Genomic DNA, 19,631 nt, shown 5'->3' on the forward strand with positions numbered 1-19,631 from the left:
ACACCGAGCAGTCCATTCCTAGAAAATGGCTCGTTACTTTTAACAATTGGCCGTTTCACGCACATATATTGGACAAAATGGCGGTGCTGATCGGGGCCATCGGGACAATGTCAAGAAGGTGGACAAAGTCTGGCGCCCCGTCGGAATCCGCTGCGCGTGTCACGCGGCCGGACTGCACCACCGGCACTCGGTGCATCCGGGCGGCGGCGGTGACATAACCTGACGGCTGCAATGTTTTGGCACGCGGAAGCCCGCCGTGCACGAGCGGCAGGTGGTTTTGTGATGACGTCCGGACGAGTTGCGCCGACGCGGCCCGCCCACGGCAATCAAGTCCGGGCCGATCGGACGCGCGCCCACGTGATCGATGTGACCGTTCAGATCGTGCTCAGCGAAGGCATTGCCGCGGCCAGCGGACGCCACATCGCCGACACCGCGGGCGTCACCTGGGGCGTGATTCAATACCACTTCGGTGAGCGCGACGGCCTGTTGATGGCAGTGGTGGACCAGGGGTTCGACGAACTCCTGGATGCGCTGAAGTCGATGCCTCCGGCGACGGACGCGACCACGACGCGGGAGCGGGTCGAGTCGGCCGTGACCGCGGCCTGGCAGGCGATGTCGAGTCCCACCGCACGCGCGGCGACCGAAATCCTGATCGGTACCCGGGCCACCCGCGGGGCGTCCACGACCGAGCACATCAGACGACTCGGCAAGACGTTCAACACCCTGATCGCCAGCATCAGCCGCGATCTGGGTCCGACGCAGAATGCGGCGATCGGGGAGCTGATGCTCACCACCTTGCGCGGGCTGATCGCCAACCAGCTGGTCACCCACCGGCCGGTCGACACCACCAGGGAGCGTCAGTTGCTCGTCGACATCGTCAGCAATTACCTCGACACAGCGGGGGCATCGGGTTCGTGACCGAGACGATTCAGGCGCTCCTGCGCCGACGGGTGCCAGATTCCGGCATCGCGGTGAAATACGGCGAGCTGCGATGGACCTGGAGTGAGTACCTCGCGCGGGCCGCGGCCCAGGCGGCGGCGCTGCTGGGCAGCGCAGACCCGACCCGCCCAATGCACATCGGTTCGCTGCTGGGAAACACCCCCGACATGCTCACCCAGATGGCCGCGGCCGGCTTGGGCGGATACGTCCTGTGCGGACTGAACACCACCCGGCGGGGCGAAGCGCTGGCCGCCGACATCCGGCGCGCGGACTGCCAGATCGTGGTGACCGACGCCGGGCACCGGGCACTGCTGGACGGGCTGGACCTGCCCGCCACCCAGATCTTCGACACCTCGACGTCACAGTGGGCGGAGCTGGTCGCGGGCGCCGGCGAGCTCGTCCCCCATCGACAGGTCGAGATGATGGACCCGTTCATGATGATCTTCACCTCCGGCACGAGCGGAAACCCCAAGGCGGTGCGGGTGGCACATCTGATGCCGACATTCGCCGGCATCAACCTCGCCGAACGGTTCGCCCTGACCGAGCGGGACACCTGCTACGTGTCGATGCCGCTGTTTCATTCCAACGCTGTGGTTGCCGGCTGGGCGCCGGCAGTGGTCTCCGGGGCGGCGATAGTGCCGGCGAAATTCTCGGCCAGCAATTTCCTCGCCGACGTCCGCCGGTACGACGTCACGTATATGAACTACGTCGGCAAACCTCTCGCCTACATCCTGGCCACTCCCGAGCGCGATGACGACGCGGACAACCCGCTGCGGGTGGCGTTCGGCAACGAGGCCAATGAGAAAGACATCGAGGAATTCGCACGGCGCTTCGGCGTGCAGGTCGAGGACGGCTTCGGCTCCACCGAGAACGCCGTCATGGTAATTCGCGAGCCCGGCACCCCGCGCGGCTCGATCGGCAAAGGGGCCGCCGGGGTCGCCGTCTACCACAGTGAGACCGTCACCGAATGTGACGTCGCCCGGTTCGATGACCACGGGGCGCTCATCAACGCCGATGCCGCCGTCGGTGAGTTGGTCAACACTACGGGTTCGGGCCTGTTCACGGGGTACTACAACGATCCGCAAGCCAACGCCGAACGGATGCGCCATGGCATGTACTGGTCCGGCGATCTCGCCTATAAAGACGCCGAAGGCTGGATCTATCTTGCCGGACGCACAGCCGACTGGATGCGGGTTGACGGCGAAAACCTCGCGGCAGCGCCGATCGAGCGAATCTTGCTGCGCCACAAGGCAATCAATCGCGTAGCCGTGTACGCCGTTCCGGACGAACGGGTGGGCGACCAGATGATGGCGGCCGTGGTGCTGAACGAGGGAGTGCCGTTCGACCCAGGCTCGTTGGAATCGTTCCTCGGTGCGCAAGCCGACCTTTCCCCCAAGGCGTGGCCCCGATACATTCGCATCGCGGCAGATCTGCCCAGCACCGCCACGCACAAAGTGCTCAAGCGCCAGCTGATCTCCCAGGGAACCGCCGTCGATCCGGAGGAGGTGCTCTGGGTACGCGAGCAACGCGGCACGGCATACCACATCGAGTCCCAGCTTGGCCGTTGACGACGCAATGCCGGACGATGTGCGCATGACCGACTCCAGCGCTTCGAGCGCGACCCGGGTGGCCGTCTACTTCGACTTCGACAACATCGTGATCTCGCGCTACGACCAAGTGCACGGACGCAATTCCTTCCAGCGCGACAAGGCCAAGGGCCTGGACCGGGAACGACTGCGGGCGGCCACCGTCGACCTGGGCGCGATCATGGACTTCGCATCCTCGTTCGGCACGCTGGTGCTGACTCGCGCCTATGCCGACTGGTCGGCCGAGGTCAACGCCGCCTATCACGGACAACTGGTCGGCCGGGCCGTCGATCTCGTGCAACTGTTTCCGGCGGCCGCCTACGGCAAGAACGGCGCCGACATTCGGCTGGCGGTCGATGCGGTCGAGGACATGTTCCGGCTTCCCGATCTGACGCACGTGGTGATCGTGGGCGGCGACTCGGACTACATCGCGCTGGCGCAGCGGTGCAAGCGTCTGGGCCGCTATGTCGTCGGCATCGGCGTGGCAGGCGCGAGCAGCCAGTCGCTGGCCGCCGCCTGCGACGAGTTCGTCACCTACGACGCGCTGCCCGGGATCTCGACCACGGCGGCCAGCCCACCGCCCAGGAAACGTGCGCGCCGCGCCGGTGCCGGTGAGCCTGACGACGAGCCGCCGGCCCCGGACCCCCAAATCGCCGCGACCGGCCTGCTCGAACGCGCGCTGCGCATCGGTCAGGAAAAGGACGACGTCGACTGGCTGCACAACTCCGTCGTGAAAGCGCAGATGAAGCGGATGAATCCGTCGTTCAGCGAAAAGTCGTTGGGCTTCAAGTCTTTCAGTGATTTCCTGCGCTCGCGCAGCGACCTCGTCGAGCTCGACGAGACCACCACGACGCGTATGGTGCGCTTGAAAAACTAGCGTCCGATCTCTCCGAGGATGCCGCGCTCGATGCTGTTTCGGGTGTTGTCGGGCAGCACGATCAGGCCGTCGAGTTCAGCACGCGCCCGTTGATATGCGTGCTGGCGCTCCTGGGTCGTCGCGGCGGTGTCCGCGGCGATACGGAGCAGATTCTGCGCCCGCGCGAGTCGCTGCCTTTCCTCTTTGGAGAAGTCGCTGCTGCGCCTGCGCATCGCCTCGGCTTCGGCGGCGTTGAATGCGGTCACGTAGTCTTCGACCGCGTCGAGGTACTCGCGTGCGGCGTCGCGATCGTCGAGCAGATCCTCCGCGCGCAGCGGGCGGTGCAGGTCCGCGCGCAGTTTGGCGCGGTGGAAGCGGGTGGTCAGCGGGTCGCGCATGTCGGTCATGACCGGGAAGTCCAACAGCCGGGTGGCGTCGAGCTCGTACTCGAGCCAGCGGGCATCGGTCTTTTCGTGCGCCTCGAGCGCGCGCTTGATGGCCTGCCAGTGTGCCGCCGGATTGGCCGGTGCCGACGGCCGCGCCGCTGCGGCCGGATCGTCGCCCGGTGACTCAGCCGTGCCCGCTGTTCGCCGGTTCATCGCCGAGATCGCCCTGATACCGGCCGCGATCAAGCCAATCAGCGGCAAGGCCAGCAGCAGCAGTTCGACCAACCGGAACAGGACACCCACGACGCCAGGATGCCACTATTTTTCTCAGCGCTTGTCGACCTGCCCGGCCGCGATCTGATCGGCCGTCTTTGCCGCGACTCCCCCGGCCAGGCGGGAGGCCACCTCGGGCGCGTTCGCCGCGAACCGCGCCAGGGCGCGCTGCCGCAGTGGCGCCACGGTGACCTCGCTGCGATTTCGCTCGATCGCGGTCACCACCGCGGCCCCGACTTGTTCGGGTGTGCCAGTGCCGATCAGCGGCGGTGCGGAAGCTCCCGAGTCGGCGAACATTCCGGCGCCGCTGATCGCCCCGGGGCAGACGACCGAGACACCGACCCCGACGGGACGCAGGTCGTCGCGCAGGCACAAGGCGAAACCGCGCAGACCGAACTTCGTCGCCGCATACAGCGAGGCGCGCGCCGTCGCGGTCTTACCGGAGATCGACGAGATGTACACGAAGTGTCCCGATCCACGCGTGGTGAAAGCCGGGATGAGCTCCCGGGTCATCTGCACCGGAACCTCGAGATTGACCCGCAATGCCCGGTCGACCTGCTCGGCGGTGAAGCTGTCCAGCTTGCCTGAGGCCGGCAGCGCCGCGTTGGCGACCAGCACGTCGATCGGGCCCGCCTCGGCCAGCAGCGCCGGGCCGGCACCGGTCGCCGCGAGATCGCTCACGATTCTGCGGTGCCCGCTGCCGGGCAGGGATGCCACCAACTCGTCGAGCTCTTCGGCTTTGCGGGAACTGACGATCAGTCGCGCTCCGCGGCCGGCGAGCGCCTTGGCGATCGCTCTGCCCAGACCGCCGGTGGCTCCGGTGAGCAGAACTGTCTTACCCGTTAGGTCCATTGGAATGACGGTAGTCGACCGTTGGCGTCACGACGCGACGGCGGTGTCCGGCCGCCCGTAGTTCGCGGCCCAACTCTGCGCGGTCCAGACCGGACTGCGGTGCAGACCCATGGCGCGGTTGATCGCGGTGGTGACGCAATGGGGAGCGTCCAGCAGGAGCATGTGCCCGGCCGCGGGCTGCTGGACGTAGGTCGCACCGGGAATCGCCGCGACCAGGTCCCGGGCGTGGGCGTCCGGGGTGGTGATGTCTGCCCCGCCACTGACGACGACGGTCCTGGCGCCGATGGACGGTAGCGATTCGTAGACGTCGTACCCGCCGAGATTGCGCAGAAAACCGGCCGCGGTCGCGGGTGACACCGCGCGGGTGGATTCCGTTGCCAGGGAGGCGAATCCCGTGTTTGCGATGTCGCGCCCGCAGTACCGCAGCAGGGCCGCACGCAGAGGACGCATCAGGCAGCCGATGGTGCGTTCCGTTGGTCGTCGCGGCATGCGGTTGACGAGATCGAACAACATCCGCGCGGTCGGGCTGGCCAATAAGCGGCCCAGCCCCCGCTCCGATATCCGCCCGGCGGCCGCGGCGATCAGCACGAGGCTCTCCGGCTCTACCGGCCGTTCGACGTCCGGAAGACCGAGATAGGCCAGCGCGGTCATCCCGCCCAGCGAATGTCCCGCCAGGGTGACCGGCCCGGTGACCCGCAGCGTGGTGAGGACATCGGCGAGATCGGCGGCCAGCTGCTCGACCCGGTAGGTGTCGGTGGGGGCCCCGGTCGAGCGGCCGTGGCCGCGGTGGTCGTAGGTGACGATGCGCAACGCACTGCCCCAGCGGTGCGTCAGCTGGCGGATCTGAATGGCCCAGCTGTCCTGGGTCAGGCACAGTCCGTGCAACAGAACCACGGTGTGCAGCGGCTGACGCCGGCCGTAATCACGGACCGCCAGGCGCACCCCGTCTCCGGTCAGCACCGTTCTTTCGGCGTAGTTTGGTTGTGGCACAGTGATATTCGGGTAGGACATCGGGTACTCCTGAGGGGTGTCGCGGTCGGGCAGATGCTTGCCCGCTGCTTGTTGCCGTTGAAGCTACGGGCCGGCGGCCGGTGCCGCGCTCTTGTGCGCAATAGCCACGCAACAAGTGATCTGCGGCTTTTGCGCATTGTGTTCAGGGCCATACGGTTCGATTCCGTATGTATGGTGGTGCGACGGAAGCCGCGCAACAGTCAGGAGATTCAATGCCGAACCGATTGACCGACAAAGTCGCTCTCATCAGCGGCGGGGCCCGGGGCATGGGCGCGTCGCACGTCAGGGCACTGGTCGCCGAAGGGGCCAAGGTGGTGTTCGGCGACATCCTCGACGACGAGGGCAACGCCGTTGCGGCCGAAGTCGGTGACGCGGCGCGCTACCAGCACCTCGACGTGACCGATCCCGGCCAGTGGGACGCCGCGGTGCAGACCGCCCTGACCGAGTTCGGCCGCCTCGACATCCTGGTCAACAACGCCGGCATCATCAATGTCGGAATCCTTGAGGAATACCAGCTTTCCGAATGGCAGCGGATCCTGGACATCAACCTCACGGGCGTCTTCCTCGGCATCCGATCGGTTGTCAAACCCATGAAGGCAGCCGGACGCGGCTCGATCATCAACATCTCCTCGATCGAGGGACTGGCCGGCACGATCGCCTGTCACGGTTACACGGCAACGAAATTCGCGGTTCGGGGGCTGACCAAATCGGCCGCGCTGGAGCTGGGCCCCAGCGGGATCCGCGTCAATTCCGTCCACCCGGGCCTGGTCAGGACACCCATGACCGAGTGGGTGCCCGAGGATATCTTCCAAACCGCGCTGGGCCGCATCGCCGAACCTCAGGAAGTCTCGAACCTGGTGATCTACCTCGCCAGCGACGAATCCAGCTACTCAACCGGTTCGGAGTTCGTGGTCGACGGCGGCTGCGTGGCCGGCCTCGGCCACAAGGACTTCGCCGCGGTCGACACCGCCGCGCAACCGGAATGGGTCAGCTGAGCGCGGCCCTGAGGTGCTGGCACTGGCTGGCGAAGAAGGACAACGAAATTGGCGCGTTCGGCGCGAGTAGGTCGAAGGCGTGGAACGCTCCCGCGGCGAGGTGTTCATGAACGGCAACCCCCACCGCGCGCAAGCGCTGGGCATACGTGACGCACTCTTGGTAGAACAGGTCGAGGGTTCCTACCCCGATCCAGGCGGGCGGAAGACCCGATAAGTCGGCGCGCCGCGCCGGTACCGCCTCGTCGGGATCCGCTCCGGCCAGATACCACTGCCAGGCCAGTTGGTTGTCCCGCTCGCTCCACATAATGCGTTTGCGGCCATCGGGTTTCGCCCCGGTGCGGTCGTCGAGCATCGGATAGGCCAGCAGCTGGAACACCGGCCGGATATCTTCGCGGTCAAGTGCGCGCTGCGCCAGTGCGGCGGCGAAGTAACCACCGGCGCTTGCGCCGCCCACGGCGATCCGGGCCGGGTCCACCCACGTTTGGCGCTGCAGCCACATCAGCGCCGCATAACAGTCGTCCAGCGGAGCCGGGTAGGGATGCTCCGGCGCCAGCCGGTGCTCCACCGCGACCACCGCAACCCCGGCCGCGTGGGAAAGCTTGCGGCAGTACCGGTCCTCCTGGGCCGCACTTCCCATGACGGTTCCGCCGCCGTGGATCCACAGCAACGCGGGCGCCCGTTCGGGCAGTCCGGTCGGCCGGTGCACCCGCACGGTGACGTTGCCGTCGACCGCTGCCATCGGCACGCCGCGCTCGCGTCCGGTGACACCGGCCAGTCCCATCAGCGCGCGGGGAAACTTCAGTCCACGATGCAGGCCGTATCCCCGCGGCAGGAAGCGGGCGATCGAGCGAAGGCCCGGGTCGACCGCATGCCGGGAGGTGAAAGCGTCAGCCGGATACTGGTTACTCATCGTCAGTGACCATACATCCGGAAAATTACGTCCGGGAACGGCTTTGAACGAGCGGCGCGCTGCCCCCGGAATGCGGCAAAACCGCAAACATGTGGCGACCTTCACATATGTTGGAGGGCGCGTCGTTTGCCATCGAACACCCGGGGACAGCACCACGTGGCAACACAGCCGCATTTGGCCGAGGTGATGCCGAGATTCGGGTCGGTCGCACCGTCTAGAGCAGACCAGGAGTATCAATGTCGTTCCTGCGCACTATTCCCGAGCAACTGAGCTACGCCGCAACGGATCTGGCCAGTATCGGATCGTCGATCAGCGCGGCCGGCAACACCGCGGCCGGTCCCACTACTGCCTTGCTCGCCGCCGGCGCCGACGACGTGTCGGCTGCGGTCGCGGCCCTGTTCGGCAGCTACGGCCAGACATATCAAACGGTGAGCGCCCAAATGGCAAGCCTGCACCAGCAATTCGTGCAGGGTCTGGTGACCGGCAGCTTCTCCTACGCGAGTGCGGAGGCGGCCGCCGCAGCACCGCTGCAGGCTGCGGCGCAAAGTGTGCTCGATGTGATCAACGCACCCACCCAGGCATTTTTGGGGCGCCCTCTGATCGGCAACGGCGCGAACGGCGCCGCCGGGTCGGGTGCTGACGGAGGAGCCGGCGGGCTCTTGTACGGCAACGGTGGTGCCGGTGGGTCAGGCTCCCTGGCCGGTCAGAAGGGCGGCAACGGCGGCGCAGCCGGGCTGATCGGCAATGGCGGCGCCGGCGGCGCCGGAACCCTCGGCACTGTGGGCAGCGGCGGGATCGGAGGCAACGGCGGGGCCGGCGGGTTCCTGCTGGGTAATGGCGGCGCCGGCGGCGCCGGCGGGTTCCTGTCGAACGGCGGGGCCGGCGGGGCCGGCGGTTTCCTGATGGGCGCCGGCGGCGCCGGCGGACCGGGAGGCTTCGGGTTTGGCGGCACCGGTGGCAACGGCGGTGCGGGCGGATCGGGAGGTGCGATGTTCGGCGCCGGTGGGGTCGGGGGCACCGGCGGCGACGGAGGCGGAGGCGCTGGCATCGGCGGGGCCGGCGGGACCGGCGGGACGGGCGGGTTGCTGTTGGGTGCCGGCGGTAGCGGCGGCGATGGCGGCAGAGGTGACGCACTCGGCGGCGTCGGCGGTGCCGGTGGGACCGGCGGCGCCGGTTTCTTCGGCAACGGCGGTGGCGGCGGATCCGGCGGAGCCAGCGTGGCCACCGGGGGGACCGGAGGCGCCGGCGGCGCGGCAGGTCTGCTCATCGGCGACGGCGGCAGCGGAGGGTACGGGGGAAGCGCATCCGCGGTCGCCAGCCAAGGCGGAGCAGGCGCGGCCGGGGGCAAGTCCGGGATGCTGTTCGGCAGCGGCGGCGCCGGCGGCGCGGGCGGTGCCGGTCAAGGCGCCGGAGGCTCCGGTGGTGTCGGCGGCGAGGCGGCGGGGCTGTTCGGTAGTGGCGGTGACGGCGGACGCGGCGGGACGGGAAATAACGCGGGCGGCGCGGGCGGGGCCGGCGGGGGCGGAGCATCGCTGGTCGGCAACGGGGGCGATGGCGGCATCGGCGGAGCATCGATATCGGCTCCTGCCGGAAACGGTGGCGCGGGAGGCAACGCGGGCCTGATCGGCGGCGGCGGGGCCGGTGGTGCCGGCGGGAACAGCGCCGCTTCCGTGGCCGGTAGCGGCGGAAACGGCGGCAAAGCCGAGCTGATCGGCAATGGCGGCAACGGCGGTAACGCCGGACAGAGCACCGCGGCGGGAGCTACGGCCGGGACGGGCGGCGCCGGCGGATTGATATTCGGTAGCGCTGGCGCGAACGGCTCCCTGTAGAACGGCCAACCTGGACAACTTTGGCCATCGGATTAGAGGACTGAAGTCACTAGAACCAGCGCTCACTCAACGCCAGCATGGTGGGCGTGACTGCCTTCTCTGCTGTTGGGAACTTACCGATCTCCACTGTGACCGGCGACCCGGTGGCCCGGGTTGCCGGCCACGCGAGTCTCGCGGATACCGCGCGTGCGATGGTGGCCGACAATGTCGGCGCGATGATCGTCGGAGACGACGACACCCCGGGCGCTCTGATCAGCGAACGTGACATCGTGCGCGCGGTGGCCTCCGGTATGGATCTGAACACCGTCCGCGCCGTCGATGTGGCCAGCACCAAGTTGGTGTGGTGCGATGCCGACGCCACCATCGACGAGGTGGCGACCCAGATGATGGACCGTTACATCCGCCACGTCCTCGTCGAACGGGACGGCGTGCTGGCCGGCATAGTTTCGGCGCGCGACGTGCTCGGTGTCTACTGTTCGGAAGCCGAGCTGGACTTCAGCTAGAACGCGTCCGGATCCCGCTGTACCTCAGCGGGCACCGGGTGCTGATAAAGCCGGGACGCGTTCTCCCAGGTGATCTTTCGGACCACGTCGTCCGGCAGCGCACCGATTTCCTCGTGAATGGTCCGCTGGGTGTGCGGCCACGTCGAATCACAGTGCGGATAGTCGGCTTCCAGCATGATGTTGTCCACACCGATGCGCTCATACTGCACAAACGACGACTTGTCCTCCACGGCGCAGAACCAGAAATTGCGCGTGAATACCTCCGCGGGCGTGAGTGTTTCACCCAGAGCGCGCCACGTGCCGTACATCTCGTGATAGCTCAGCATGTGATCCAATCGGTCCAATAAGCCGGCCACCCAGCCGATCCCGCCTTCCGACAGGCATATCTTGAGGTCGGGGTATCTGCTGGGCAGCCCCGAGTACAGCCAGTCCACCGCGGCCGAGATCGCGTATGCGAAAAACAGCACACCCTGCACATCGGGCGGTGCGTCCGCGGTCGTCGACGGTGACGAGCCCGAGGAACCGATGTGCAGATTCACCACGGTGCCGGTCTCGGCGCACGCGGCCATCATCGGCTCCCAGTGTCCCGAGTGAATACTCGGAAATCCGAGCATCGCCGGATTTTCGCTGAACGTCATCGCGTGGAATCCGCGTTCGGCATTCTCATAGATCATCCTCGCGCCCAGCTCGGGATCCAGTAGCCAGGGCAGCTGACAGGGGATGATCCGGCCGGGATAAGGCCCGGCCCATGCTTCTAGATGCCAGTCGTTCCAGGCGCGGACCGACGCCAGGGCCAGTTCGCGGTCGGTGGTCACCTGCTGCAGCCGCTGACCGGCGAATCCGGGCAGGAACGACGGAAAATTGAGTGAGGCGTAGACCCCGTTGAGGTCCATGTCCTGGATCCGCGCATGGATGTCCCATGCGCCCCTGCGCATTTCGTCGAAGCGGACCGGCTCGAACCCGTACTCAGACACCGGCCGGCCCACCACCGCGTTGAAGCCGACATTAGGCAGCACCTGGCCGTCGTACACCCAGGTCTGGCCGCCTTCGGCGGTGTCCACCACGGTGGGTGCCCGGTCGGCGAACTTCCGCGGGAGACGGCCGGTAAAGGTATCCGGAGGTTCGACGATGTGGTCGTCGACCGAGATCACGGTGTAGCGGCGGGCCGCCCGGGGAGGATCCGGCAGCAACGTGACCGTGCGCTGATCACCGGTCTTGGCGGTGGTGAAGTTCAGGTCTGCGGCCAGCTCGTCGATCGATTTCACGCCGGTCTCCTTTGGTTGCCGAGCAGACGCAGAAGCCCCGTGGAGCGCACGCTCCCGGGGGCTTTTGCGTCTGCTCGCGGGTCAGGTGAGCACATCGGGGTCGGCCTTGATCGTCGTCCGTGCCGCACCCGCCCAGTACACGTCCGCGGCGCGCTCGATCAGCGAGGCGCGCATGCCCACCATGTCCGACCACTTCATCTCGGACGGCGCGATGCCGGTGAGCATCACGTCGTAGGCCAGCCGGCACACCCGCTCGATGGATGCCGCCCGGTAGACGGCTTCGGCGAGATTTCGGCCGGTGGCGATGACACCGTGGTTGGCCAGCAACGTGAGGTTCGCGCCACCGATGCCGGCCGCCAATTCGGCTGCACGAGAGGGTGTGTCGATCTCACCGTCGTACTCCTCGACCAGGCTCATGTCGTCCAGGAACAGTGATCCGGTTTGATGGACCAGCTCGGGAAGCCGGCCGAGCGCGGCCAGCACGCAGACGTAGTAGGGGTGATTGTGGATGACGACGCGAGCGTCCTCTCGGACGCGGTGCAGTTCGGTGTGAATATGGATGGCCGGCGTCACATCCCAGCGACCCCGCAGCACGCGGGCATCGGCATCCACCTCGCAGATGTCCGACGCGGTCAGTTCCTGCCACCACAGCCCCCACGGATTGACCAGCATGTCGGTCTGCCCGTCGCGCTGCCAGGTGATGTGTCCGGCCATGTTCTCGGCGAACCCGATCGAGGCGAGGTGACGAAAAGCCACGGCGAGCGCCTGCTCGTCGGACAGTTCCACCCCGATCGGCGGCACCACCGACGGCGCCCACACCTCCAACCCGCCGCGCCGTACTCGGGGAGCGTTCATGAAGCGGCCTCCGTCCTGGCTCGAAGCTTCTCGCGCAGTTCACCTTTGGCCACTTTGCCGCCCGAGGACCGGGGCAGTTCGTCGACCACGATGAGCCGCTCGGGAAGTAATTCCTTGGAAACCCCCAGTGCCAGCAGATGATTGACGAGTTCCGGTAGGTCCAGGGTGTGGGATTCGACGAGTTCGGCGTACAGACAGACCTTTTCGCCGAATACCGGATCGGGCATCGGAACCGCCGCGGCCACCGCCAGCGCCGGATGAGTCATGGCTGAGTCTTCTACCTGCGCCGCGCTGATGTTCTTGCCGCCCCGCACGATGAAGTCGGAAGTGCGGCCGGTGACGCTGAGGTAGCCGTCGGCATCGATCTCACAGATATCACCCATCCGCATCCAGCCGTCGCGGGTGAACAGCCGGTCATGGTCGCTCCCCCCTTCCAAACCGCTGAGATAGCCGAGGCTGGTCGCCGGACCGCGGCACGCGGGCTGGCCGCGCCCGGTCTCCGTGACGTCGCGGTCGCCGTCGAAGAGGCGGACCTTCATCTCCGGGACGATCCGGCCGCCGGTACGCAGACGATGGTGCCGGGTGTCGTGCAGCGTGGTGCCGCTGAGCATCCCGGTTTCGTTGGAGCCGTAGAACTGCAGAATCTTGGCTCCGGTGACTTCCTCGAATTCCGCGGCCGGCCGGTACGGCAGTGCCTCGCCACCGGCGAACACCACCCGCAGCGAACTCAGATCCGTCTCGCGCACCAACGGTTCGGCCATGAGCATCGTCAATTGGGTACTGACACAGCACAATACGGTGACCCTGTGGCGGGCTATCGCCTCACACGCCGCGCTGGTCGAGAACCGCGGCAGCAGTACCGTAGTGGCCCCCAGGTAGATCGGGGTGGTGTGGCTGGTCCAGATCCCGAAGCCGAACGGCATCGGAATCACCGGCAGGACAACATCTTCGGACGTCAGGTGGCCGTTGGCAACCGCCTTCTGATGGAAATAGTGCCAACGATTCTGGGTATGCACGACGCACTTGGGCAGCCCGGTGGTCCCGGATGTGGAGTTGATCAGGAAGACATCGTCGGGGCCGAGTTGCGACCGGGGGCGCGGCGTCGCGGCGGGCGCTTCGACGTCGAGTCGCAGGTCCACACCCTCACCGGCTAGCACCTGCGCCGCTACCGGTAGCGTCGCGGCCACCTGGGCAGCGGCGGCGCTGCGCTGCTGATCACTGATCAGGACTCTTGGTTCGGTGACATCCAGCAGATGGGCGACCTCGCGGGCGCCGGCGCGAGCTCCGATGCCCACGACGACGCCGCCGCAGCGCTCGACGGCGACGAATAGGACATGGATAGCGGCGGTGTCGCCGTGCCACACCGCAACCCGGTCACCCCTGGCGACCCCCCAGCCGGCCAATTGGCCGGCCAGCCCGTCGGCGGCGGCGTCAAATTCGGACCAGGTCAGGGCACCGACGGGATGGTCGATGTAGGCCACCCGATCCGGTGACCGTCGGGCGTTACGGCGGACGGCGTCGGACAGCGTGGTGTCAGTCCACCAGCCCGCCGCGCGGAACGCCGCCGCGTCCCCGGCGGAGAATGCCGGCGACCGCATGATGCTGAGCGCGCCGGCGGCCATATCCGAATGATAGGAAAGCCGGTGGTGACGCAGGTCACCGGCTGCCGACTGCCCGACTCGCTGACCAGCATTCCAAGAATCCATAAAGAACCTTTCAAGGGCGGCCGCGGACCCTGATATCGCCCAGAATTCACCGGGCACCCACCGACTTCAGGAGTCCAGGGACCGTCATGGCCATTGTCGATTCACCGACCCACTACCACCCGCACCCGCCGACCGGCTTCCGTGACTTACCCAGGCGGCACCCGTGGGAGATCGCGCTGCTCGTCCTGGTGATCGTTTCCAGCGTTGTGCTGTACCTGGTCGCGTGCGCGGTAGTGCTGTACGGCAAGGTCAGCCTGCTCTGGCTGTCGGTGCTGGCCACGCCTCTCGTGCTGTTCCTCGCCCGTGGGCTGAATTATGGCCGGCAACGGACAAGCGGCGTGAAGATGTCACCCACCCAGTTCCCCGAGGGCTACTGGCTGGTCGTCGAGGCCGCGCAGCGCTTCGGGCTTGCCGAGGTGCCGGACGCGTACGTCGTGCTCGGCAACGGCCAGATCAACGCCTTCGCCAGCGGTCACGGCTTCCGCCGCTATGTCGTGGTCTACAGCGACCTGTTCGAGATCGGCGGCCAAGCCCGCGATCCGGAGGCGCTGGCCTTCGTCATCGGGCACGAGGTCGGCCACATCGCGGCCGGGCACGCGTCCTACTGGCGGCAGCTCAGCCAGCTTGCCATGAAGATTCCGTTCCTCGGCCAGGCCCTGTCGCGGTCGATGGAGTACACGGCCGACAACTACGGCTACGCGTTCCGGCCGGAAGGCGCCCGCCGTGCCATCGGCGTGCTGAGCGCGGGCAAGTACCTACTGCGGTGGGTCGACTTCGACGGCATGGCCGACCGGGCCGGCTCGGAAACCGGGTTCTTCGTCTGGCTGGCCAATGCGCTGGCGTCGCACCCGGTGAACACCTGGCGCGCGTCGGCGCTGCGCAACCGGGCGAGCGCGGGCGCCCTGTTCTTCCGGCCCAAGCAGCCGATGGTCACACCGCAGTGGCCCGCGCCGGGCAACTCCCCCTGGCCCCGGTAACCGGCGATGAAGACGAAACTGGTCGTGCTGCTGACCGGCTGGGCCGTCGCGGTGGTCCTGCTGCTGCACTATCTGACGCTGAGCCGGGCCGGCCTTGCGGTGGACTGGATGCTCTACCTTGGACTCCCGGTCACCGCCGCCGGAGTGCTGTTCGCGCTACTGCTGGCGAACGTGGGCGCCGGTTGGGAGACCAAGACGATCAGCGTCGGTCAGCCGCTCTTGAGGCGAATCTTCCAGCGCACGAAGCCGAGGTAGAAGATGCTGAGCACCACCAGCATCGCCATGTCGAACGTCCACGCCCCGGCTGTGTGCTTCCAGTGCGAGTCCTTCGGAACCTGCGGAACCGGACATAGTTTGGTCAGATCGATGGTCGACGCCGACGTCGCGAAGCCCCATCTCGCCGGGGTGACCCACGACATCTGATCCAGCCCGAAGCGGTTGGTGACCGGGATCATGCCGCCGGAGAACACCAGCTGCGACATCACCGCCACCACCAGCAGCGGCATGATCTGCTCACTGGTCTTGGCCAGGGAGGACAGCACCAGACCGAGCATCGCCGAGGCGACGGTCGTCGCTGCGATGTCGACGTACAGCTCGAGCGCGGGACTTCCGAGCACGACGGCGCTGGCCTTGGGGCCGGGCTTGCCGAGCAGCGCGATCACCGTCACGATCGCCGACTGAACCAGCGCCAGGATGGTGTACACGCACACCTTGGCCAACAGGTACGCGGTGGTGGACAGTCCGACCGCCTGCTCGCGCAGGAAGATCGCCCGCTCACCGATCAGGTCGCGAATGGTCAGCGCAGTACCCATGAAGACCGCGCCGACGTTCAGCAACACCAGGATCTGGGCCGGTTCGGTGGGCGCGTCACTGGTCAACGGCGGGGCGTTGAAGCCGACCTCACCGGGCACCGACATGGACAACGAACCCATGATGAACGGCAGTATCGCGAGGAAGATGAAGTAGCCGCGGTCGGAGATGATCAGCCGCAACTGCCGGCGGGCGATCGTGGAGAACTGCCGGACCAGGCTGGTGTGGGCCGCCTCGCCCAGCTCGGCGGGCTTCTCCGTCGGTGGTACCGGCGGGGGCGGCCCGGTCTGCGCCAGGTAGCGGGCCTTGGCGCCGTCGGGATCCTCGGCCACCGTGCTGAAGATGTCGGCCCAGTTGGTGGTTCCCATCGACGGGCCAATCTGGCTGGGCGGTCCGCAAAACGCCGTCTTGCCCCCGGGCGCCAGCAGCAACACCTGGTCGCACACGTCCAGGTAAGTCAGCGAGTGCGTGACCACCAGCACCACACGACCAGCGTCGGCCAGCTGCCGCAGCATGGTCATGACCTGGCGGTCCAGCGCCGGGTCCAGCCCGGACGTGGGCTCGTCCAGGATCAGCAGCGACGGCCCGGTCAGCAGCTCCAGTGCGACCGAAGCGCGCTTACGCTGCCCGCCGGACAACTTGTCGACCCGCGTCTCGAGGTGCTTGGTCATCTCGAGTTCCTCGAGCACGCGTGCCACCACCTGCTCGCGGTCCTCTTTGGTGGTATCGGGCGGCAACCGCAGCTCGGCCGCGTACATCAGCGCCTGCTTGACCGTCAGCTGGCCGTGCACGACATCGTCCTGCGGCACCATGCCGATCCTGCTGCGCAACGAGGCGTACTCCGCGTGCACGTTGTGTCCCTCGAACGACACCGTGCCGGTGGTCGGATGGGTATATCCGGCGACCAGTTTGGCGAAGGTCGACTTGCCGGCGCCCGAGGGACCGATGACGGCGGTGAGCATGCCCGGACGCGCTGTCAGCGAGATGTTGTCCAGCAGCGTCTTGTTGCCCTCGATCGTCCACGTCACGCCACGGACGTCGAGGCCGCCGGTGCGGGTCTCCAGCAGGCTCTCTTCGCGCCGTGACAGCGCGCCGTTGGCGAAGACGAGGTCGATGTTGCCAATCGTGACCACGTCGCCGTCACGCAGGATCGCGGATTCGACGCGGGTGCCGTTGACGAACGTGCCGTTGATGCTGCGGTTGTCCCGGATCTCCGTCCCGCCGGGGGTCGGGATCAGGGTGGCGTGGTGGCGGGAGGCCAGCACCTCGGGGATGACGATGTCGTTATCGTCCGCGCGGCCGATCTTGACCGCACCGGGTGGCAGGTCGCCCGCCTTGCCCGGTCGCAGGATCTTCATCATCGAGGTCCGGCTGCCCGCCTCGGCGGTGCGACCGATCACCGGAGGCGGCTGGTGTTGCGCCGAAGAACGGTAGATCTGCGGTGCCGGCGGCTGTTGCATCGGCTGCGGACCCGACGGGTAGCGGGGCTGCGGGCCCGACGGCGGCTGGCCGGCCGCGGGCATGCGCGCGGTGGACGGATGCTGTTGCGGCGGGGCGCCCCAGTTGGCGCCGCTCGGCGGCCCGCCCTGGGCCGGGATGGGTCCGCTGGGCCGCGACGGGATCGCCATGGCGGTCGTCGCCGGCGGGCGTCCTACCGAGCCCTGGTTGCGACGGCCGACTTCGAAGTCCAGCGCCGGTCCGTCCGGGTTACCGATATTGACGCGCTGACCGTCCTGGATGTCGACGACCGGCACTCGGCGGTTGTTGACGTACAGCCCGTTGAGGCTGCCGTTGTCGATGGCAACCCATCGACCCTGGTCAAAGCGCAGCAGCAGGTGTACGCGCGAAATCAGGGGATGTGCGACACGGACATCCGCGCGCAGATCACGGCCAATGACTACGTCGTGGCCCGCTGCGAAGGTGCGTTCGGCTCCGTCGTACCGCACGGTCAGCACCGGCGGGGCGGCTGTTTGGGTCATCGCAACCAACTTTATCGGCAGGGACGCCAACTAACGAAGCGGGACGTCAGATGTAACCGGGCGGGCCTGGTCAGCCGCACGCGGTGGCCCCCGAAGCCGCTGCGAACGCTGACTTTTCGATCTGGTGAACTCTATCCTTCAATCCGCTGGCGTATCCGGCCGAAGGAGAGAACTTGACCACCTTATCCGACGATCTGCGCACGTTGAGCTACGAAGCTTTCGTGTATTTCTACCCGCTGGTCACCATGGACGTCACCCGGTTGCAGGCGTTCAATTCGGCCCCCGGCTCGCGGCCCGGTTTCGGCCCGCCCAACCAGTTCTCCCACCTGCGGGAGTTTCCGCCGGCAGAGTTCCGTTCGGTGGTGCGGCCGAATTTCGACACGCTGTATTCGATCGCATGGCTCGACCTGACGAACGGCCCGGTCAGTCTGCACGCCGACGACACCGACGATCGCTTCTACATGCTGCCGATGCTGGACATGTGGTCCGACGTGTTCGCCAATCCCGGCAAGCGGACCACCGGGACCGGGCCCCTGGATCTGGTGATCGCCGGGCCGGGTTACACCGGGCGACCACCTGCGGGCGCGACCGTCGTCACCGCGCCGACTCCTTATGTCTGGCTGATCGGCCGTACCCAGACCAACGGGCCCGACGACTACCTGGCGGTGCACAAGGTGCAGGACGGCTTCCGCCTCACCGGCCCGCAGTCCGCGGTCGAACCCGATCTGAACTACGACGTCACCACGGAACCGCTGAAAATCGTCAACGGCATGAGCGCCGTCGACTACTTCTCCTATGCCGCCGACCTGCTGCGGGTCAACCCGCCGCATGCGACCGACTTCTCCATCCTCGCGCGCCTCGAACTGCTGGGGATACAGCGCGGCAAGCCATTCGACGCCGCCCGATTCAGCGCGCAGGAGATGGCGCGGATCGAACAGGGCAAGACTGACGCCCTCAACGACATGCTGGCGGCGGGCCCTCGGTTGGCGGCCACCGTCAACGGCTGGATCAGCCTCGGTGAAGGCATGGGCGTCTACGGCAACAACTACTTCCGTCGCGCGGTGGTGGCCATGATCGGTCTGGGCGCCAACCCTCCCGAAGACGCGGTGTACCCGCTACTGGCTTCCGATGCCGACGGTGACCCGGTGAGCGGTGACAACGACTACGTCATCCATTTCGATGCGGACAAGTTGCCGCCGGTGGACGCCTTCTGGTCGATCACCATGTACGACGCGGAAGGCTTCCAAGTGGCCAATGAGCTCAACCGGTTCGCGATCGGCGACCGCGATCCGCTGCACTACAACGCCGACGGCTCGCTCGACATCTATATCCAGCACGACAACCCTGGGCCGCAGCGCGTGGACAACTGGCTGCCCGCTCCCCGCGGTCCGGTCGGCGTGACGATGCGCCTGTACGCGCCCAGACCCGAGGTCATCACCGGCGGCTGGTGTGCGCCGGCGGTTCGGCGGGTCTGACGGGCGCCGCAGGAGTGCTGCCGGGCGAAGCCGTGGTGCCGCCGCGACGCACCAATTGTCGGGGTGTAGCGCGGCCTTAGCTCGACGGCCGAAACCGCAATCAGGGCGGGCCACCGTTGCCACCGGTGCCGGCCGTTCCGCCGGTGCCGCCGGCGCCTCCGGTGGCATCGATCGGATCGTCGCCCAGGCTGCCGTCCTCGCCGCCGGTGCCGGCAACGCCGCCGCCCCCCCCGCCGCTTCCGCCGTGACCACCATCACCACCGGTACCGCCGGTTCCGCCGATTCCGCCGCTGCCCAGCACCGAATTACCGCCGACGCCCCCCGTACCACCGTCAGCTCCATTGCCGCCGTCGCCGCCGTCGCCGCCGGTCGGTTTCACCCGTCCACGCGGCGACCCCGCTCCGCCGGTGCCCCCGACGCACCG

General features: G+C 67.4%; 16 protein-coding genes and 2 pseudogenes. 9 read left to right on the top strand and 9 right to left on the bottom strand.

The features are described from left to right. Window positions 1-282: 282 nt before the first annotated feature. Genes AWC08_RS31790 through AWC08_RS31800 form a run of 3 tightly spaced genes read left to right on the top strand, consistent with a single transcriptional unit; the run spans window position 283 to window position 3,402 of the window. Window positions 283-918, top strand: a complete 636-nt coding sequence (locus AWC08_RS31790; protein WP_069434799.1) for a TetR/AcrR family transcriptional regulator — start codon at window positions 283-285, stop codon at window positions 916-918. Beyond that, on the top strand, window positions 915-2,507 hold the full coding sequence (fadD1, locus tag AWC08_RS31795) for a fatty-acid--CoA ligase FadD1 (RefSeq protein WP_085088702.1): 1,593 nt from the start codon (window positions 915-917) through the stop codon (window positions 2,505-2,507). Before AWC08_RS31790 ends, fadD1 begins: the two co-directional genes overlap by 4 nt. 25 nt (window positions 2,508-2,532) lie before the next feature. Beyond that, complete coding sequence (locus AWC08_RS31800; protein ID WP_065134141.1) at window positions 2,533-3,402, top strand: NYN domain-containing protein; 870 nt, start codon at window positions 2,533-2,535, stop codon at window positions 3,400-3,402. Here the strand turns inward: AWC08_RS31800 and AWC08_RS31805 are convergent. From AWC08_RS31805 to AWC08_RS31815, 3 genes are read right to left on the bottom strand one after another with little or no spacing between them, the layout of a single operon-like run. Beyond that, on the bottom strand, window positions 3,399-4,070 hold the full coding sequence (locus tag AWC08_RS31805) for a hypothetical protein (protein ID WP_065134134.1): 672 nt from the start codon (window positions 4,068-4,070) through the stop codon (window positions 3,399-3,401). The two genes, AWC08_RS31800 and AWC08_RS31805, sit on opposite strands and share 4 nt — an antisense overlap. 24 nt (window positions 4,071-4,094) lie before the next feature. Beyond that, the gene (locus AWC08_RS31810; protein ID WP_065134135.1) at window positions 4,095-4,892 is read right to left on the bottom strand and encodes an SDR family NAD(P)-dependent oxidoreductase; all 798 of its coding nucleotides are present in this window, start codon (window positions 4,890-4,892) and stop codon (window positions 4,095-4,097) included. Window positions 4,893-4,919: 27 nt separating this feature from the next. Continuing rightward, window positions 4,920-5,903, bottom strand: coding sequence for an alpha/beta fold hydrolase (locus AWC08_RS31815; RefSeq protein WP_085088705.1), 984 nt, complete (start codon window positions 5,901-5,903; stop codon window positions 4,920-4,922). A 212-nt stretch (window positions 5,904-6,115) separates the two neighbouring features. Here AWC08_RS31815 and AWC08_RS31820 point away from each other — a divergent pair, with 212 nt between their 5' ends. Next, on the top strand, window positions 6,116-6,898 hold the full coding sequence (locus AWC08_RS31820; RefSeq protein ID WP_069435078.1) for an SDR family oxidoreductase: 783 nt from the start codon (window positions 6,116-6,118) through the stop codon (window positions 6,896-6,898). Here the strand turns inward: AWC08_RS31820 and AWC08_RS31825 are convergent. Beyond that, the gene (locus tag AWC08_RS31825) at window positions 6,891-7,808 is read right to left on the bottom strand and encodes an alpha/beta hydrolase (protein ID WP_069435075.1); all 918 of its coding nucleotides are present in this window, start codon (window positions 7,806-7,808) and stop codon (window positions 6,891-6,893) included. The two genes, AWC08_RS31820 and AWC08_RS31825, sit on opposite strands and share 8 nt — an antisense overlap. Window positions 7,809-8,044: 236 nt before the next feature. On the opposite strand from AWC08_RS31825, the gene AWC08_RS31830 reads away from it, so the two are divergent. Together AWC08_RS31830 and AWC08_RS31835 are read left to right on the top strand one after the other, a co-directional pair. Next, window positions 8,045-9,637 (top strand): PE family protein, encoded by a 1,593-nt coding sequence (locus AWC08_RS31830; protein ID WP_069435076.1) that lies wholly within the window; start codon window positions 8,045-8,047, stop codon window positions 9,635-9,637. An 86-nt stretch (window positions 9,638-9,723) separates the two neighbouring features. Next, the gene (locus AWC08_RS31835; protein WP_069435079.1) at window positions 9,724-10,140 is read left to right on the top strand and encodes a CBS domain-containing protein; all 417 of its coding nucleotides are present in this window, start codon (window positions 9,724-9,726) and stop codon (window positions 10,138-10,140) included. Here AWC08_RS31835 and AWC08_RS31840 read toward each other — a convergent pair. The 3 genes and pseudogenes from AWC08_RS31840 to AWC08_RS31850 form a co-directional block, all read right to left on the bottom strand. Continuing rightward, entirely contained in the window at window positions 10,137-11,405 is a 1,269-nt protein-coding gene (locus AWC08_RS31840) for an amidohydrolase family protein (RefSeq protein ID WP_065136473.1), read from the bottom strand. The genes AWC08_RS31835 and AWC08_RS31840 overlap by 4 nt on opposite strands. Window positions 11,406-11,486: 81 nt before the next feature. Next, window positions 11,487-12,260, bottom strand: a complete 774-nt coding sequence (locus AWC08_RS31845; RefSeq protein ID WP_065136474.1) for a class II aldolase/adducin family protein — start codon at window positions 12,258-12,260, stop codon at window positions 11,487-11,489. Further along, window positions 12,250-13,882, bottom strand: a pseudogene (locus tag AWC08_RS31850) (class I adenylate-forming enzyme family protein); the annotation flags it as partial. The pseudogene AWC08_RS31850 and the gene AWC08_RS31845, both read right to left, overlap by 11 nt. A gap of 170 nt (window positions 13,883-14,052) precedes the next feature. On the opposite strand from AWC08_RS31850, the gene AWC08_RS31855 reads away from it, so the two are divergent. After that, the gene (locus tag AWC08_RS31855; protein ID WP_065136476.1) at window positions 14,053-14,943 is read left to right on the top strand and encodes a M48 family metallopeptidase; all 891 of its coding nucleotides are present in this window, start codon (window positions 14,053-14,055) and stop codon (window positions 14,941-14,943) included. Window positions 14,944-14,949: 6 nt separating this feature from the next. Continuing rightward, on the top strand, window positions 14,950-15,198 hold the full coding sequence (locus AWC08_RS31860; protein WP_069435476.1) for a hypothetical protein: 249 nt from the start codon (window positions 14,950-14,952) through the stop codon (window positions 15,196-15,198). On the opposite strand, the gene AWC08_RS31865 is transcribed toward AWC08_RS31860, so the two are convergent. After that, window positions 15,153-17,732, bottom strand: coding sequence for an FHA domain-containing protein (locus tag AWC08_RS31865; protein WP_065136478.1), 2,580 nt, complete (start codon window positions 17,730-17,732; stop codon window positions 15,153-15,155). The two genes, AWC08_RS31860 and AWC08_RS31865, sit on opposite strands and share 46 nt — an antisense overlap. Before the next feature lie 173 nt (window positions 17,733-17,905). Between AWC08_RS31865 and AWC08_RS31870 the strand changes: the two genes are divergently transcribed. After that, window positions 17,906-19,207, top strand: a complete 1,302-nt coding sequence (locus tag AWC08_RS31870) for a DUF1254 domain-containing protein (protein WP_069435475.1) — start codon at window positions 17,906-17,908, stop codon at window positions 19,205-19,207. Window positions 19,208-19,307: 100 nt separating this feature from the next. On the opposite strand, the pseudogene AWC08_RS36910 reads toward AWC08_RS31870, so the two are convergent. Further along, window positions 19,308-19,631 (bottom strand): annotated as a pseudogene (locus tag AWC08_RS36910) (PGRS repeat-containing protein); the annotation flags it as partial.

It is taken from the genome of Mycobacterium gordonae, assembly GCF_002101675.1.
GTDB lineage: Bacteria > Actinomycetota > Actinomycetes > Mycobacteriales > Mycobacteriaceae > Mycobacterium > Mycobacterium gordonae.

What these genes read in the sequence shown, in the direction of transcription:
- AWC08_RS31790 (WP_069434799.1), top strand. Translation starts at nt 283, where the DNA reads ATGACGTCCGGACGAGTTGCGCCGACGCGGCCCGCCCACGGCAATCAA.
- AWC08_RS31800 (WP_065134141.1), top strand. Translation starts at nt 2,533, where the DNA reads ATGACCGACTCCAGCGCTTCGAGCGCGACCCGGGTGGCCGTCTACTTC.
- AWC08_RS31810 (WP_065134135.1), bottom strand. Translation starts at nt 4,892, where the DNA reads ATGGACCTAACGGGTAAGACAGTTCTGCTCACCGGAGCCACCGGCGGT.
- AWC08_RS31815 (WP_085088705.1), bottom strand. Translation starts at nt 5,903, where the DNA reads ATGTCCTACCCGAATATCACTGTGCCACAACCAAACTACGCCGAAAGA.
- AWC08_RS31820 (WP_069435078.1), top strand. Translation starts at nt 6,116, where the DNA reads ATGCCGAACCGATTGACCGACAAAGTCGCTCTCATCAGCGGCGGGGCC.
- AWC08_RS31825 (WP_069435075.1), bottom strand. Translation starts at nt 7,808, where the DNA reads ATGAGTAACCAGTATCCGGCTGACGCTTTCACCTCCCGGCATGCGGTC.
- AWC08_RS31830 (WP_069435076.1), top strand. Translation starts at nt 8,045, where the DNA reads ATGTCGTTCCTGCGCACTATTCCCGAGCAACTGAGCTACGCCGCAACG.
- AWC08_RS31845 (WP_065136474.1), bottom strand. Translation starts at nt 12,260, where the DNA reads ATGAACGCTCCCCGAGTACGGCGCGGCGGGTTGGAGGTGTGGGCGCCG.
- AWC08_RS31855 (WP_065136476.1), top strand. Translation starts at nt 14,053, where the DNA reads ATGGCCATTGTCGATTCACCGACCCACTACCACCCGCACCCGCCGACC.
- AWC08_RS31860 (WP_069435476.1), top strand. Translation starts at nt 14,950, where the DNA reads ATGAAGACGAAACTGGTCGTGCTGCTGACCGGCTGGGCCGTCGCGGTG.
- AWC08_RS31865 (WP_065136478.1), bottom strand. Translation starts at nt 17,732, where the DNA reads ATGACCCAAACAGCCGCCCCGCCGGTGCTGACCGTGCGGTACGACGGA.